Source organism: Pedobacter sp. 05L430 (genome assembly GCF_056397585.1).
This window is the reverse complement of sequence record NZ_JBFTNT010000038.1, coordinates 1-15,726: the sequence shown is the minus strand read 5'-3', so window position 1 is coordinate 15,726 and position 15,726 is coordinate 1. Positions and strand designations below refer to the sequence as shown.

Genomic DNA, 15,726 nt, shown 5'->3' with positions numbered 1-15,726 from the left:
ACCAAAGGTAGAACTTTTACATGAATTTTTTCATAGCATCCCATAAAGTTTCATCTAAACCATAAACATCTGGTCGGAACTGCAGACTACCGTTTTGCGACCATGCGGTTATGTAATTGATGATCAAGGGAACAGGTTTTTTAACGCCAAACCACTTAGGCTTTAACCTATAAACATTTACTGTATCAGCTTTTTTAGCCATTTTTTTTCGGTAAACCGCCATTCTGTTGGTATCTATTGGTGGCAGGTTTACTTCCATTCTTAGCTGATCGTATTCGTACTTATCTTTTACCAGCGTTTCAGCAAATTGTAACGGTTTTTCTACACGAACACAACCATGGCTTATTGCGCGGTTAGCTCTGGAAAATGCACTTTTATTGTTCGTATCGTGCAGGTAGATGCTCGATCCATTGTCGAATATAAATTTAAACTTACCTAAAGCATTCCCCTCTCCTGAGCCTTGCTTGAATTGAAAAGGCAACTTCTCTCTGGAATACTTACTCCATTGAATGGTATCGGGCTCTCCTATTTGTTTACCCTTATAATATACCTTAATGTTACTATTCGAAAGATAATATGGATCTCTAACTGCCTGCCAGTAAATTTCACTTTGTGCAATGCTGACCGGAATATTCCATATCGGATTTACCTGTATAGAGTTCAGTTTACTGTATAGTAAGGGTGTTTCATGATTTTTCGGCTTATCATCCAGATTTCCCGATTTCAGGTACTGCTTAATTTTATCGGCATAACCTTCCTCGCGTTTCCCTCCAACACAAACTTTCATCTGGGTAAGTGTGTCCTGGTTTTTAAACCAGGTAAGCGAAAAATCAGGGATATTTACCTGCACATACTCATCGCCAAGCTCTGGCAATTTCCAGCGCAACCGCTCCATATTTACCATAATGGTTTTTACCATATAGCTTTTACTGCCAGAGTCGGCCTTGTATTTTGAAAGTTTATGCTGGAATACCTGATAATCGGGAGAAGAAGGTTGGATGCTTGTTAATAGTTTTTGAATGTCCTTTGTCTCCAGAACAGCAGTTACACTTAGGCTATCAGGTCTTTTTACCGKCACATAGTACCGGCTAAATAATTTCCTTGGATTGATGCTACCGTAATAAACAAAATTATTGTATTTGATAAGCCCCTCTGCAGCATTAAGCTCCAGATCAGCAATTACAGGATAAACTTCATCTATTGATTTGAATTTATTGGCGTGTAATGTAGCCAACAGCGATTCTATTTGCTTATACCTAAAGAGATTTGGGCTAAAGCCATGTTCCTCACTCCTGCCTATGTAGTTTTCTAAACTATCTAACCCACCATTTACAAAGAATTTGGTAACCAATTCAGGTTTATATTCATTTGCATAGTAATAGTTTGTTAACGTATTGGGATTCGAAAATTTAGGTTTTAAAGAATCAAGGTGTTTTTTAAAAACAACATTATATACAGCAGTATCAAATTTTTTGTACAGTTTATTTTTGAAATGATCTGACAGTACTACCCCTACTTCAGGCACATCTTTAAACCAATTACACGATGATAGCATCGTTATTAACACAACAACAGGCAGTACAGTTTTTTTCAAAGCAAGTGAGTTAGCGACAAATTTAGCCGTTTTTTTATACTTAATGCTTTACCCAAACAAATTAAGTGCCACTTACTATTTCTTAAGCTCCAAACTTCCTTACTTTAAATATAAACGAAAGCATGAAATATCGACCTAATCTGTTTACTTGTCTATCTACAATTACGTTATCGAACACATCTCTTGAGATGCCTGAATTTTCATTAAATAAATCAAACCCATCCAGACGTAAGGTGCCCATGTCTTTTTTAAGAAACTTGTACTCCATAAACAACCGTAATATAGTAGGGTTATTCACAAAAGAATTATCATACCCTGAATTGATCTGTTTAGTAAAGTCGTAACCAAGAGTTAGATCTTTAAAAAAGTAATTACGCCCCTCTATTCCGTATTCAAAACGATTGGTCTGCCGGTCTTCGAAATTCTCTTGCGAATAGGTAGTCCTATTTTGCATGTAAGATGTCTCTATTTCGAAATTAACAATATTTTCCAGGTCTACCCTAAATTCCAATTCCTGTCTCCATACTGCATTTTTTGCAACGTTCTTATTTTGATCAACAAAAGCAACATTGTTATTTAAGGAACCCCATCCGGAAAACTCTATTGTAAACTTACGCTCAAAGAACGGCTTGGAATAGTTATAGTCTCCACTTAAATTATAAAAACCATCAGTATTGGTATAACTGGTTATTTGATTTACTGTATTTGGGATCAGTACTTTAGTAGTTACGATCTTATTTTGTGTTTGGTTATATGAAATATTGGCCGATAACATATGCCCACGGTTCCAGTCTGATTGTTTGTAGCGGGCATTTACACTGTGAATAAATTCAGGCTTTAAGTCTGGATTACCAATCACTACGTTTTGAAGGTTAGAATTGTCAGCAATGGGCTGTAGTTGTAAAAACCCGGGTTGGTTGTTACGCCCCCAATAATTGAACTCAAACGATTCCTGATTTGAAAATCTATACACCATTCTGGCCGAAGGGATCAGATTAAATGTCCTTTGTTCTGTACTGATGTCTTTACTGACATTTTGCCCTTTAAGTACGGCTGGCTGACCATTTACACCTAAAGTATAATTAAACTTTTCACTAATAAAACGATAGTTTACCCCTACTTTATTGGTAATAAACTGATAATCGTAATTATTACTTAAATCCGGATTAAACACTTCTCCACCGTTAAGTACGTCCCGGGTATCTCTGGTACTGGAAGTGGCAGATCGGCTATAATTGTAATTGAATTCGATAAATGTTTTACGCCACAAAGGTTCCATGTAAGAAAATCCCGAGTAGGTACCCAGGGTGTGGCTATTCTGATCGGTAAGTTGATTTTGGAATCTTGTAGAATCAACCCCGCCCTCAGTAATCAGGTAATCATTAGACACGTCCTTAAAGTTATCACCATTAGAATAGTTAAAACCACCCCAATAACTAAAGTTCCTGCCTTTCTTAGAAAATTTATGATTGTAAAACAAGTTAGTTTTCATGAATAAGGAACTGGCATTATTCAGGTTTTTACTATTGCGGTTCGTGATCAGATCCTCTTGAGTGATAGTAGAAAGGCCACCACTACTACCGCTATTTGTATTATATGTAAACTGTGGAGACACTTTAAGATAATTCATGGTATCTCTCTTATATTCTACATTACCATTAAACTCATGATTATACCTGTTGTTTAAATTATCGTTCCTCGAATCCTCTAAACGGGTATAACTATCAAGAAAGTTCTGGGTATGCGAAGTACTAATGGTATTGTTTTTAGTGTTATCGAAATTATAGCTTGCATCAGCAGAAAGTTTGGTGCTCCACTCATTTCGATAATTCAAGCCACCTGCATTTCTGGTAGTTATTCCATCACCTCCGCCCCCTCTCATGTTCGCATTATTTACTGTACCATCAAAAGAAACCTGGCGCTCTCCTTTCATGCTATTGCCCCTAAAGCTGGTATTGTACCTGTCAGAATTACCTACCCCTCCCTGTGCCCGGGCAAAGTATCCCTTTTTCTTATCCTCCTGAATGGTTAGGTTCAGTATTTTTTCAGGCTCACCTGTTTTTATGCCTGTTAATTTAGCCTGATCGCCATAGTCGTCTATAAACTGAAGGTTTTTAATGATGTCGGCAGGCAAATTCTTAATGGCAGTAGCCACATCCGTACCAAAGAAATCCTTTCCATTTACTTTTATCTTGGTTACCGGTGTACCTTGGTTGGTTACATTTCCATCTTTATCAACCTTTATACCGGGTAACTTTTTCAATATTTCATCTACAGCATCCCCTTCCCTAACAGGAAAAGAAGCCGCATTAAAGCTTACAGTATCTTCAGTAACTTTTACAGGAGGAACTCCCGAAATAATTACTGCATCAAGAGTATTGGAAGTTGGTTTGAGTTTAACATTGGGAATTACCAGGGTATTGCCTTGTGTAATGGTGTACTGTTTGGTAAAAGTATCAAATCCAATAAATGCTGCTGTTAAGGTAAATTGTTTAGACTTAACCTTGGTAAAACTGAAGCTTCCGTCTGTATTGGCCGAAATACCCAGGCTATCTTTAACCCAGTTAATTCTAACGATGGCACCGGGCAGTGGCAGCCCAGCAGTATCTAATATGTTTCCTTTAACCGTGTAACTTTGTGCTTTACTGGTTAAAAAAGCACCAGTAAGCGCTACAAGTAAAAGAATTGATTTAATAAAATGGTTCATTTGGTTGTGTGTGTGCCATAAAGGTACAATAAGCTTTGCTAAAGCGTTTTAAGCGTAATTAACATGTTACAACAACACTACCATAAAATTCAGAATACCAAGTTAATTAGTCTTTTGTTTTTGGTAAGATATAATCCATCGGCACCATATCTGCAACCTTTTCATAACCCCAGAAACCTTCATAGAGCAAAGATCCGGGATCATAAATGCCCCCGTTCTCATAAAAATTGATGGACGATTTTAATTGATAAACCAATGAGATCTGAAACCTCGAATATTCTGGTGGTCTTTCAATCTTGTAACCAGAATGATCCGCATAGTTTCTTGTTTCCCTCTCCTTTTTAAAAACGATGTACAGTGCATCTTTGTAATTGAGGGTTTTCAGGCTGCTTAATTTTTGTTTAACCAAAGTATCTGTTAACACCTTCCCTCTGGTTAGCACTTCTAAAGTATCCGGCTTATTCTTCATCATGGTCCAGTAACTCAAAGAATCTTTTCTGGTCTTTAAGCTAATTTGTTTCCCTCTGATATCAGAAAAGAAGTTAATCTTCGCTTCAGTTAGTGTATCCGGGCGTTTACTCTTATTTGGGGCCTTTACCAGTTTGTTAATAATAAAGCCATCTTCCTCAATTGAGTTACTGTATAACGATCTGAAAAAATGTTGAGGAGAACCTAAGTAGGCCACTTTTCTTTTTTCCTGGTAAGCTCTTATTTTTGACCTTGTGCCCTTGATTTCTTCAAAATAAGGATAGCCATAAAATAAGACAATCTTTGTTTCTTCATCTTCTTCAAAGTATTTAAGCAGGTATTTAATTCGGTACCCCAATGCTTTATTTTCTACAACAATAAATTCATCGGCTATTGCTTTCAATATGTGCTTTTCATCATCATAATCAAATTGTATTACCTCCGGATTAGTAATTTCGCACTTTTTAGAATTTGGGGATGTGCCAATGAAACTTTCCTTAAAGGCCTTAAGGCGCTCTTCACGATGCGGATCTAATGTAATTACGACCTCTTTTAACTGTTTAATATTTTCCTGAAGCTTAATTTCTATATCGGCAGATTTACTAATAATGGTTACGTTTTGGTTTGCTGGAAGATACCCGATCATTTGAACAAGCACATTGTAATTTCCTTCCTTTAAATTTCGAATCACAAACCTTCCTTCATTATCTGCCACAGTTCCTGTCTGGTATCCGCTAAGTAAAATGCCGGCACCCGGCAATGTCTCTCCATTCTTATCTTTAACTACCCCGGAAATAGCATATAAACTCTGTGGTGGCAAAACTTCATTCTTATTCTTAGCAATAATCATTACAATTTTATTTTCGATAATGTAGGTTACAGGTAGATCTTCAAAAACGGTACTCAAAACCAAATCAATACCTGCATTTTTAACAGTTATACTAACTGTTTTTAAGCCCTGTAGTAAAGAGTTATCGTACAGAAAATCATAGTTGCATTGTTTTCTGATCTCCTTAAAAACTGTCGACAATTCGGTATCCTTTAGCGACAGAGTGATACCTTGCGCGTTCGCGTTAACTGTGGTATGCAGAAATACGATCAAAAAAAACGCGAATATCAATCTCATCTACTCTGTAACTATAACTCTGTTTCCGTCTATTTTAAATTTAACCTTACCCGTTACTTCTAATGCTTTTAAAACAACCGAAATATTTTTTGAACGAGATACTGTACCGCTTAAATGGAGGTTTTTATGATTTCCATTGTCAACAATTTCAACATTATACCATCGGGCAACCTGACGCAGAATGCTGCCAAAATCTTCGTTATTAAATATAAAATCTCCATTTTTCCAGGCTACAGCCCCCTCTGTGTCTGCCTTACGAACACTTAGGTTATTTTTGGCTAACAACGATTCCTGACCAGGCTGTAAAATCTTATGTTCATTATGGTTCGACACTTTAACAGATCCTTCTAATAATGTAGTTCTGGTTGCATCCTCATCGCTATAAGAATTTACGTTGAAATGGGTACCCAACACCTCAACCTCTTGTTTATCTGTTTTCACAATAAAAGGATGGATTTTATCTTTCGCAACTTCAAAATAAGCCTCACCCACAAGTTCGACTTTACGCTGTTTAAGTGAGGTAAAAGTTGCAGGAAATGTAAGTGTAGAAGCGGCATTTAACCAGATCTTTGAACCGTCGGGTAAAGCCACCTGATATTGTTGCCCTCTTGCGGTAGTTATACTATTTAATTCAGAATTCTCTATGGCTGTTTTCTGTTCATCATCCTTTAAAGGTTTAGCTTTATAGGCCAATTTCCCGTCTGCAGTTTTGAAAATAGATACATTTGTTTGTTCAGCGATCAGACCTGTTGGCGCATCAGATAAAATTATCTTTTTCCCGTTTGCAAGGGTTAAAGTAGCCGTATTTTGAGCGGGTGCCACATCATTAATGGTGTTTGCTACTATAGAGGCCTTAGGCTCTGGACTGATTTGCTGATTGTAATAAAACAAACCACCACCAATTACAACTAACAAGCATGCAGCGGCAACAGCCGGATACCATAAGCGTTTTACTTTTGCAGGTGCCTTCTGTTCCATCAGCGATTTGTAAATCGCTTCAGTTTCCTGATTCAGCTCATCTTCAGAAAGTACTGGAATATTATCTTTAGAAAAATAATGCAGCCAGTATTTAGCAGTTTGTTCTTCCGCAGGAGTAGCTGTACCAGCACTCACCTTATCCAAAACTTTTTTAATATCTTTCTTTTCCATTGGCTCTTTAGAATATCCGCTGATTTGAATTTGGGATTCTGCTCATTGTTGACATAGACAACTCAGGAACACCAAATGGGGACAGCGTCTGAAATTATTTTTACAAATCAGGAGTTAATGATAAAAATCAAGTAAATAACAAGTCCTAATTTTAGCTTCAAGTGCTTCATTGCCCTTTTCAGCTGGGTATTTACTGTTGATTCCGCAACACCTAAATGTTCAGATATATCTTTTGCAGACATATATTGTTTGCTTCGTAACTCATAAACCTTTCGCATTCCTGGTGGCATTGCCGCTATTTCTTTTTCTATCATTGCAGTGATATCCTTTTCTCTTATCAGAAAATCGGTTTCTTCACTATCAACATCTATATAATGGTTTCCTTCGTCTGCATATCGGCGTAAAACATCTTTATGTCTAAAAACATTGAAAATCTTATTAAGAACAGATTTATAGAGATAACCAGAAAGGGTGGTTTTTAAATCGAGCGTTTCACGATTGTTTAACATCCATGCAAAAACATCCTGCACTATATCTCTGGATTCTTCTTTATTACCAAGTTTGTGATAGGCATAGAGATAAAGGGGCTTATCGTACCYCATGTAGATTTCCCTAAACGCCGCATCATCTCCAGACTTAAATAGCCGGATCAATTCACGTTCGTTATATTTGGTATAGTCTAACATATAAACAACTTCTCTAAAGTTAACTATTATCTGAATACTCAAATCAGAAAATATCCCCGTATTGAGAAAATTACAATCGGTTAATAAGAAAGGGCTCTAGCTGCTGATGGTTTTTAGGGCCTTGATAAGGCCAATCGCTCTATAAACACCCTAGCAAGGCCCTGTCAAAGCTTCGCCACACTTAACTCACTATCAAGTCTGAGGCAGTTTCGGCTCCATTTTTATTTTGTACAGCAGTTACATATTAATTTTAAACCAAATTTTATTTGGAATTGCGATTTCAATCTATATATTTGCATCTCCTCAGGATGCTAGCCATTGTTGATAAGGAACTTAAATAATATTATGAACACAATTTTGAACCATCATTTACATTTGCACCATCGCCAATTGGCGATGTATATGTAATGTTTTGTACTTCAAAACTTGTTTCCGACCTTATTTTCTTGTTCAATTCAATAATAATCAAAAGCACATTTGAAAACACTTAAAATCGCTATCCAGAAATCGGGTAGATTAAACGAAAAATCAGTAGAAATCCTTAAAAATTGTGGTCTATCTTTCGAAAACTACAAAAGCTCATTAATTTCAACTGTTACAAATTTCCCATTGGAAATCCTCTTCTTAAGAGATGACGATATTCCGGAATATGTACAGGACGGAATTGCCGATCTGGGCATAGTTGGCGAAAACGTAATTGTAGAGTCTGGCTCTGAAGTTACTTATCTTCAAAAATTAGGCTTCGGTAAATGCACACTTAAAATCGCAATCCCTAACGAAAGTCACATTACAGAAATTGCACAATTAGAAGGAAAAGCCATTGCAACTTCTTACCCTGTAATCCTTGAAAAATACCTTAAAGATAATCATGTAAATGCTGAGGTTCGTACCATATCCGGATCTGTAGAAATTGGTCCGGGTTTAGGATTAAGCGACGCGATTTGCGATATCGTTTCAACTGGTGGAACATTAAAAAGTAATGGCTTGAAGCCATTCTCAGAAGTGATGAAATCTGAGGCTATATTGATTGGAAAAGAAGGCTCAGAATTATTACCTGAAGTTCAGGAATTGTTGCAAAGGATCCGTTCGGTACTGCGTGCAAAAGAGACCAAATATGTTGTGCTGAATGTGGCTAAGTCTAACCTTAAAAAAGTTGTAGATCTTTTGCCTGGTGTAAAAAGCCCGACTGTAGTTCCATTGTTTGATGAGGACTGGGTTGCTGTACATTCGGTAATTGCAGAGCATGATTTCTGGGAAAAGATCAATAGTCTTAAAGCAGCCGGCGCACAAGGAATTGTTGTTATGCCTATTGAAAAAATCATTGCTTAATCATAAGATCACAATAGAAAAACGCCTATTTTATCATTAACTAATAGTTAAACTTAAAATATAACAACTTGAAAATCTACAGTTATAAGGATTTATCTAAACAAGAGATTGAATCGATCTGTTTAAGGCAGCTGGAAGACGACGCTACAATACAAGACCGTGTAAAAGGCATAGTGGATGCTGTTAAAACCGACGGAGACAAGGCTTTGTTTAGCTTTGCAAAACAGTTTGACCAGGTTGAATTAACACAGCTGTTCATCGGAAAAAAAGAGATTGAAGAGATAGCCGCATCTATTCCTGCAGCTGCAAAAGCAGCTATTGATACAGCCTACCAAAACATCCGAACCTTTCATGCGGCTCAGGCCAATAAAGAAGAAAAGATAGAGACAATGCCAGGTGTAACCTGCTGGCGCGAAGCGAGGGCTATCGACCGTGTAGGCCTTTATATCCCTGGTGGATCTGCTGTTTTACCAAGTACTTTTTTGATGCTTGGAATACCGGCTATACTTGCGGGATGCAAAGAGATTGTGGTATGTTCCCCTCCTCAAAAAGACGGAAAAACAAATTGTTATCTGGCCTATTGCGCTTTGAAATTGGGAATTGAAAAGATCTATCTGGTGGGAGGTGCACAGGCGGTTGCCGCAATGGCTTACGGAACAGAAAGCGTACCTAAGGTATACAAGATTTTTGGCCCAGGTAACCGTTATGTAACACAGGCAAAACAGCTGATACAGTCGACAACCATGACTGCAATTGATATGCCTGCTGGTCCTTCGGAGGTCCTAGTGCTTACAGATGAGACTGCCAATCCGTCATACGTTGCTTCCGACTTACTTGCACAAGCAGAGCATGGAGCTGATAGTCAGACCATACTGGTCTCTACCTCAAACGAAATCATAACTAAAACACTTGAACAAGTTGAAATTCAACTAAAAGAACTTCCACGAAAAGACGTAACTGCCCTTGCAATAGCAAATTCGTATGCTGTACTGGTAAAAGATCTGGAACAAGGTATGGAATTTAGCAACACGTATGCCCCAGAGCATCTGATCCTTTCCACAGACCATTTTGAACCACTTATACCGCTGATAGCTAACGCAGGATCTGTATTTTTGGGTAATTTAACTCCGGAAAGCGCAGGAGATTATGCTTCGGGCACTAACCACACTTTGCCTACAAGCGGCTTTGCAAAAGCTTATTCAGGTGTTTCACTTGATTCGTTTGTAAAGAAGATTACCTTCCAGCACATCAGCCCTAAGGGTTTAGAAAATATTGGTAACACTGTTGAGGTACTCGCAGAAGCGGAAGGCTTAAGGGCGCACAGAAATGCGGTAAGTATTAGATTGAAAGACATAGTTTAACAAGCCCAAAAATTAATCCCGTTAACATGGATATTAATAAATTACAAAGAGAAAACATTAAAAACCTTCGCCCCTATTCTACGGCGAGGGATGAATATAAAGGGCAGGCCAGCATATTTTTGGATGCCAATGAGAACAGCTATGGCTCTCCATTAGATCAGAATTACAACCGCTACCCTGATCCTTTACAGCTTGATCTTAAAGATGCAATCAGCAAAATCAAAGGAGTTCCAATTGAAAATACCTTTCTTGGAAATGGAAGCGACGAGGCAATAGATCTTCTTTTCAGAGCTTTTTGTGAGCCGGGGATAGATAACATCATCATCCTTCCTCCTACTTACGGCATGTATGAAGTTTCAGCAAACATCAACAATGTTGAAATACGTAAAGTCGATTTACTACCTAGCTTTCAGCTGGATCTTGAGGGCATTGCAGAGGCTATTGATGAGCACACTAAACTGATCTTTATCTGCTCTCCAAATAACCCTACCGGAAACTCAATTATCCGCACAGATATTGAAACCGTACTGGCTAATTTCAATGGTTTGGTTGTGATAGATGAGGCATACATTAACTACGCAAAACAGCGCACATTTATTAAAGAATTAACGGAGTATCCGAACCTTGTGGTATTGCAAACTTTCTCTAAAGCCTGGGGTTTGGCAGCCCTGCGTTTGGGTATGGCTTTTGCCGCCCGTCCGGTTATAGATGTGCTGAATAAAGTTAAACCTCCGTATAATATAAACCAGGCCACACAGGATATTGCTTTGAAAGCTTTGGAGAATATAGAACAGGTAAATGACTGGATTAAAATTACTGTCGAAGAAAGAGATAAATTAAGTACAGATCTGGCTGAATTGGCCATGGTAAAAAAGGTATATCCATCTGATGCTAATTTTATACTAATACAGGTTGATGATGCGTTAAATACATACAACGCCCTGGTAGACCAAGGTATCATCATCAGAGACCGATCTAAAGTATCATTGTGCGAAGGATGCCTGCGCATCACTATCGGAACCACCCAAGAAAACGAAATCCTCTTAAAAGCCCTAAAAACACTATAATGAAGAAAGTATTATTTATAGACCGTGATGGTACACTCATTAAAGAACCCGCGGATGAGCAGATTGATTCATTTGCCAAATTAGAATTTTACCCTAAAGCACTATACTATCTTTCAAAAATTGCAGCAGAGCTGGAATATGAGCTGGTAATGGTTACTAATCAGGATGGTTTAGGCACAGATTCTCATCCTGAGGAGCACTTCTGGCCGGTACATAATTTCATTATGGATACTTTTGCCGGTGAAGGCGTAGAATTTAGTGAGGTAATTATCGACAAAACCTTTGCCCACCAGAATGCAATAACACGCAAACCCAATACAGGACTATTGCAACATTATTTTACCGAGGCCTATGATCTGGACAATTCATTTGTAGTTGGCGACCGTATAAACGACGTTATCCTGGCTAAAAACCTTGGTGCAAAAGCCATATGGATCTGTAATAATGACCAGCTTGGCGCTAATGAAAAGCTTGAAAAGGCGGAGCATTTAACCGAGTATATTGCTTTAAGAACCCAAAATTGGGTGGATATCTATACCATGCTTAAGGCTGGAACAAGAACAATTACTCATGAACGCAATACCAATGAAACAAAGATTAGCATTGGCATTGATCTGGATGGAACTGGCAAAGCTGATATCGATACAGGCTTAAATTTCTTTAACCATATGCTTGACCAGATTGCGCGTCACGGAAGTATTGATTTACGAATCAAGACCAATGGCGATTTGCATATAGATGAGCACCATACTATTGAGGATACTGGTATTGCACTTGGAGAAGCTTTTGCCAAGGCTATAGGTAACAAACTTGGTCTTGAGCGCTATGGTTTCTGCTTGCCTATGGACGATTGTTTAGCTCAGGCAGCAATAGACTTTGGCGGGCGTAACTGGATTGTTTGGGAAGCAGATTTTAAACGTGAAATGGTTGGCGATATGCCTACGGAAATGTTTTATCACTTCTTTAAATCATTTAGTGATGCGGCAAAATGCAACCTGAACATTAAAGCTGAAGGCGAAAACGAGCATCATAAAATTGAAGCTATATTTAAAGCCTTTGCCAAGGCAATTAAAATGGCCATTAAACGTGATGCTGAAAAGCTGGTTTTACCCAGCACTAAGGGAGTATTGTAATTAGATAGCCGTCATCTCGACTTTAGGAGAGATGATGGGAACGAGAAATAAAGAATTGAATAATGATTGGAATAGTAAACTACGGCGCCGGCAACATCTTTTCCCTTACTTCTGCATTGGAAAGGTTAGCTATACCCTTCGGAATGGTAAACACAGAAACTGACCTGGACAAATACACCCACATCATTATTCCAGGTGTGGGACATGCCGGAGCAGCAATGAACAAACTGGAGCAAACAGGGCTTGTTGAGCCAATAAAGGCATTAAAAAAACCGGTACTTGGCATCTGCGTGGGCATGCAATTACTTACCGAACATTCGGAAGAAGGAAATGCCGACATGATGAATATAGTACCTGTTAAAACAAAACTATTCGATAAGAATCAAGGGATTAAAATCCCGCACATGGGTTGGAATAATATAGATCATAAAAACAATTCCTTGTTTGAAGGTGTTGAAAATCTGACACAATTTTACTTTGTGCATTCGTACTTTATTGAATATAACCCTACTTTTGATATCGCGACTGCAAATTATGGAAAACCATTTTCTGCAGCAGTGCAAAAGGATAATTTCTATGGCGTACAATTTCATCCAGAGAAATCTGGTATCGCCGGAGAGCGTTTATTAAAGAATTTTTCAAACTTAAAACAGTAAAATGTACATAATTCCCGCAATTGATATTCTAGATGGTAAGGTAGTTCGCCTTAGAGAAGGTGATTATAACCAAAAAACAGTATATGATGTTTCCATCGCTGAAATGATAGACACTTACCGGTCTAATGGTACAGAATTCATACATATTATTGATCTAAATGGAGCAAAAGGAGATTTCAGTAACCAGGCAGCGCTTTTTGACATCATTAGGAAAACCGACATGCGTGTTCAGTATGGAGGTGGTATCCGCACAATTAAGCAAGTTACAGATTTGCTTGACGCAGGTATTCATCGTGTTATTGTTGGCACACAGGCCATTACCAACCCTGATTTCTTAAAAGATCTTAGTGCTGAAGTAGGCAAAAAATATGACTATGCCAACCGTATTGTTATTGCTATTGACGTATTAGACGAAGTAATTAAATACTCAGGCTGGATGGAAAGTTCACCAATTAAGCTAATGGATTATGTTGACAAGTGCTTACAACTTGGCTTTTTCAGGTTCCTATGTACAGATATCAACAAAGATGGCAAACTAGGTGGCGCAGCCGTAGATTTGTATAAAAAACTATTGGAGCACTCTCCGTTTATAAAACTGATTGCATCGGGTGGTATCAGTTCAATGGCCGACATTGAAGAACTGGCAAACCTGGATATCCGTTCAGTAGTTGTTGGCAAGGCAATATATGAAAACAGGATTTCTATTGATGAAATTAAGCAATGGAATCTGAAGCAAATGACCTCTCTTTAACCGATGTTAAGCAAACGTATTATTCCATGCCTTGATGTTAAAGATGGGCGCACGGTTAAAGGTGTAAATTTTGTTGACCTTAAAGATGCCGGGGATCCGGTTGAACTTGCCTGGCAGTATGCGCAGCAAGGAGCTGATGAACTGGTGTTTTTAGACATTACCGCAACTCATGAAAGACGTGGTACCACGATAGAAATGGTGAAGTCGGTAGCCCGTCAGCTAAATATCCCGTTTACCATAGGTGGGGGTATAACTACCATTGCTGACGCTGAAGCACTATTGAATTCCGGTGCTGACAAGATCAGCATTAACTCTGCGGCAGTCAGAAACCCCTCGTTAATTGAGGATTTAGCTAAAGCATTTGGTGTTCAGTTTGTAGTGGTGGCTGTTGACACTAAACTGGTAGATGGCAAAAATATGGTTCACCTTAATGGCGGACGGTTGATTACTGAACTGGAAACAGAAGACTGGATTCTTAAGGCTGAAAGTTTGGGAGCAGGTGAAATTCTATTGACTTCAATGGATCACGACGGTACTAAAAATGGCTTTGATTGCTTATTACTTGATAAAATAGCACGATCTATCAACATCCCTGTAATTGCCTCGGGTGGCGCAGGGAAGGTTGAACACTTTACGGAGGTATTTTTAGAGACAGGTGTTGATGCTGCTTTGGCAGCCTCGGTTTTTCACTTTGGTGAGATTCCTATCCCCTATTTAAAAAGCGAATTAAAAAAACACAATATACCGGTAAGGTTGTAGCAAAATCTTGTAACTAAAGCGGCCGTCATCCTGAATTTATTTTAGGATCCCGCAAGAGAAAGATAAATAACATGGCCGGGATGCTGAGATAAATTCAGCATGACGAGATCGTGTAAAGAGTTAAAAACGATATGAACATAGATTTTGAAAAAACACAGGGTTTGGTACCTGTAATTATACAGGATGTACAAACCCTGGAAGTTTTAATGCTGGGTTATATGAACCAGGAAGCATGGGATAAAACACTTGCAGAGGGAAAAGTTACTTTCTTTTCGCGCAGTAAAAACAGACTATGGACTAAAGGTGAGGAAAGCGGAAACTTTCTTTTTGTAAAGGAAACGCATATAGATTGCGATAATGATACAATTTTAATAAAAGCTACGCCGGTAGGTCCTACTTGCCATACAGGTTCTCGTAGCTGCTTTAAAACTGACTACAACCAGAACTTTATATTTGAGCTGGAACAGATCATTGCCGATCGCTATGAAAACCCTTCTGAAGAATCTTATGTAAATAAGCTTCGTTCAAAAGGGCTCAATAAAATTGCACAAAAAGTTGGTGAAGAAGGTGTTGAAACTGTTATAGCTGCACTGGCCGAAACTGATGTGGATTTCGTTAACGAAAGCTCCGACCTGATCTTTCATTTATTGGTTTTACTTAGAGAAAAGGGCAAAACCCTGGCAGATATCGGCTTAAATCTAAAAGGTCGACATAGCAAATAATTATATGTTAAAGCACTTACATACACTTAGCGGTCATCAAAACCCAATTTATGCACTTGCAAGTCCTGCTGCAAAAGAAGGCTTCTTCTTTAGCGCAGGCAATGATAAAGGCGTAGTAGAATGGTCATTAAAAACAATGACCTTTGTTAAGGTTCTGGTGCCCGTACAAAGCTCCGTATATGCTTTACATAGTTATAAAGATTTACTCTTTATAGCAC

Annotated in this window: 13 protein-coding genes and 1 pseudogene; 9 read left to right on the top strand and 5 right to left on the bottom strand. The window is 38.3% G+C overall.

All coding sequences use genetic code 11. The features are described from left to right. Positions 1–16 precede the first annotated feature (16 nt). From AC1DG9_RS08785 to AC1DG9_RS08765, 5 genes are all read right to left on the bottom strand, one after another. Positions 17–1,594, bottom strand: a complete 1,578-nt coding sequence (locus AC1DG9_RS08785; protein ID WP_477634516.1) for a L,D-transpeptidase family protein — start codon at positions 1,592–1,594, stop codon at positions 17–19. 82 nt (positions 1,595–1,676) lie between these two features. Beyond that, positions 1,677–4,301 (bottom strand): outer membrane beta-barrel protein, encoded by a 2,625-nt coding sequence (locus AC1DG9_RS08780; RefSeq protein WP_288880651.1) that lies wholly within the window; start codon positions 4,299–4,301, stop codon positions 1,677–1,679. Between the two features lie 106 nt (positions 4,302–4,407). Next, positions 4,408–5,895: a carboxypeptidase-like regulatory domain-containing protein gene (locus tag AC1DG9_RS08775; RefSeq protein WP_172660690.1), complete on the bottom strand. Its 1,488-nt coding sequence runs from the start codon at positions 5,893–5,895 to the stop codon at positions 4,408–4,410. Then, positions 5,896–7,044, bottom strand: a complete 1,149-nt coding sequence (locus AC1DG9_RS08770; protein ID WP_337715628.1) for a FecR family protein — start codon at positions 7,042–7,044, stop codon at positions 5,896–5,898. A gap of 107 nt (positions 7,045–7,151) precedes the next feature. Further along, positions 7,152–7,730 carry an RNA polymerase sigma factor gene (locus AC1DG9_RS08765; protein ID WP_477634515.1) on the bottom strand — a complete coding sequence of 193 codons (579 nt, stop codon included), beginning with the start codon at positions 7,728–7,730 and terminating at the stop codon, positions 7,152–7,154. Between the two features lie 477 nt (positions 7,731–8,207). On the opposite strand from AC1DG9_RS08765, the gene hisG reads away from it, so the two are divergent. The 9 genes and pseudogenes from hisG to AC1DG9_RS08720 all read left to right on the top strand — a co-directional run. After that, positions 8,208–9,059, top strand: a complete 852-nt coding sequence (gene hisG, locus AC1DG9_RS08760; RefSeq protein WP_172660693.1) for an ATP phosphoribosyltransferase — start codon at positions 8,208–8,210, stop codon at positions 9,057–9,059. A gap of 68 nt (positions 9,060–9,127) precedes the next feature. Continuing rightward, positions 9,128–10,420, top strand: a complete 1,293-nt coding sequence (gene hisD, locus AC1DG9_RS08755; protein WP_288880646.1) for a histidinol dehydrogenase — start codon at positions 9,128–9,130, stop codon at positions 10,418–10,420. 26 nt (positions 10,421–10,446) lie between these two features. Next, positions 10,447–11,487, top strand: coding sequence for a histidinol-phosphate transaminase (gene hisC / locus AC1DG9_RS08750; protein WP_337715631.1), 1,041 nt, complete (start codon positions 10,447–10,449; stop codon positions 11,485–11,487). Then, the gene (hisB, locus tag AC1DG9_RS08745; RefSeq protein WP_337715633.1) at positions 11,487–12,620 is read left to right on the top strand and encodes a bifunctional histidinol-phosphatase/imidazoleglycerol-phosphate dehydratase HisB; all 1,134 of its coding nucleotides are present in this window, start codon (positions 11,487–11,489) and stop codon (positions 12,618–12,620) included. Before hisC ends, hisB begins: the two co-directional genes overlap by 1 nt. A gap of 62 nt (positions 12,621–12,682) precedes the next feature. Continuing rightward, positions 12,683–13,276: an imidazole glycerol phosphate synthase subunit HisH gene (gene hisH / locus AC1DG9_RS08740; RefSeq protein WP_172660697.1), complete on the top strand. Its 594-nt coding sequence runs from the start codon at positions 12,683–12,685 to the stop codon at positions 13,274–13,276. A 1-nt stretch (position 13,277) separates the two neighbouring features. After that, entirely contained in the window at positions 13,278–14,027 is a 750-nt protein-coding gene (gene hisA / locus AC1DG9_RS08735; protein WP_172660698.1) for a 1-(5-phosphoribosyl)-5-[(5-phosphoribosylamino)methylideneamino]imidazole-4-carboxamide isomerase, read from the top strand. 3 nt (positions 14,028–14,030) lie between these two features. Continuing rightward, positions 14,031–14,786, top strand: a complete 756-nt coding sequence (hisF, locus tag AC1DG9_RS08730) for an imidazole glycerol phosphate synthase subunit HisF (RefSeq protein ID WP_172660699.1) — start codon at positions 14,031–14,033, stop codon at positions 14,784–14,786. Positions 14,787–14,917: 131 nt separating this feature from the next. Further along, positions 14,918–15,508 (top strand): bifunctional phosphoribosyl-AMP cyclohydrolase/phosphoribosyl-ATP diphosphatase HisIE, encoded by a 591-nt coding sequence (gene hisIE / locus AC1DG9_RS08725; RefSeq protein ID WP_172660700.1) that lies wholly within the window; start codon positions 14,918–14,920, stop codon positions 15,506–15,508. A 4-nt stretch (positions 15,509–15,512) separates the two neighbouring features. Continuing rightward, positions 15,513–15,726: pseudogene (locus AC1DG9_RS08720) on the top strand (WD40 repeat domain-containing protein); the annotation flags it as partial.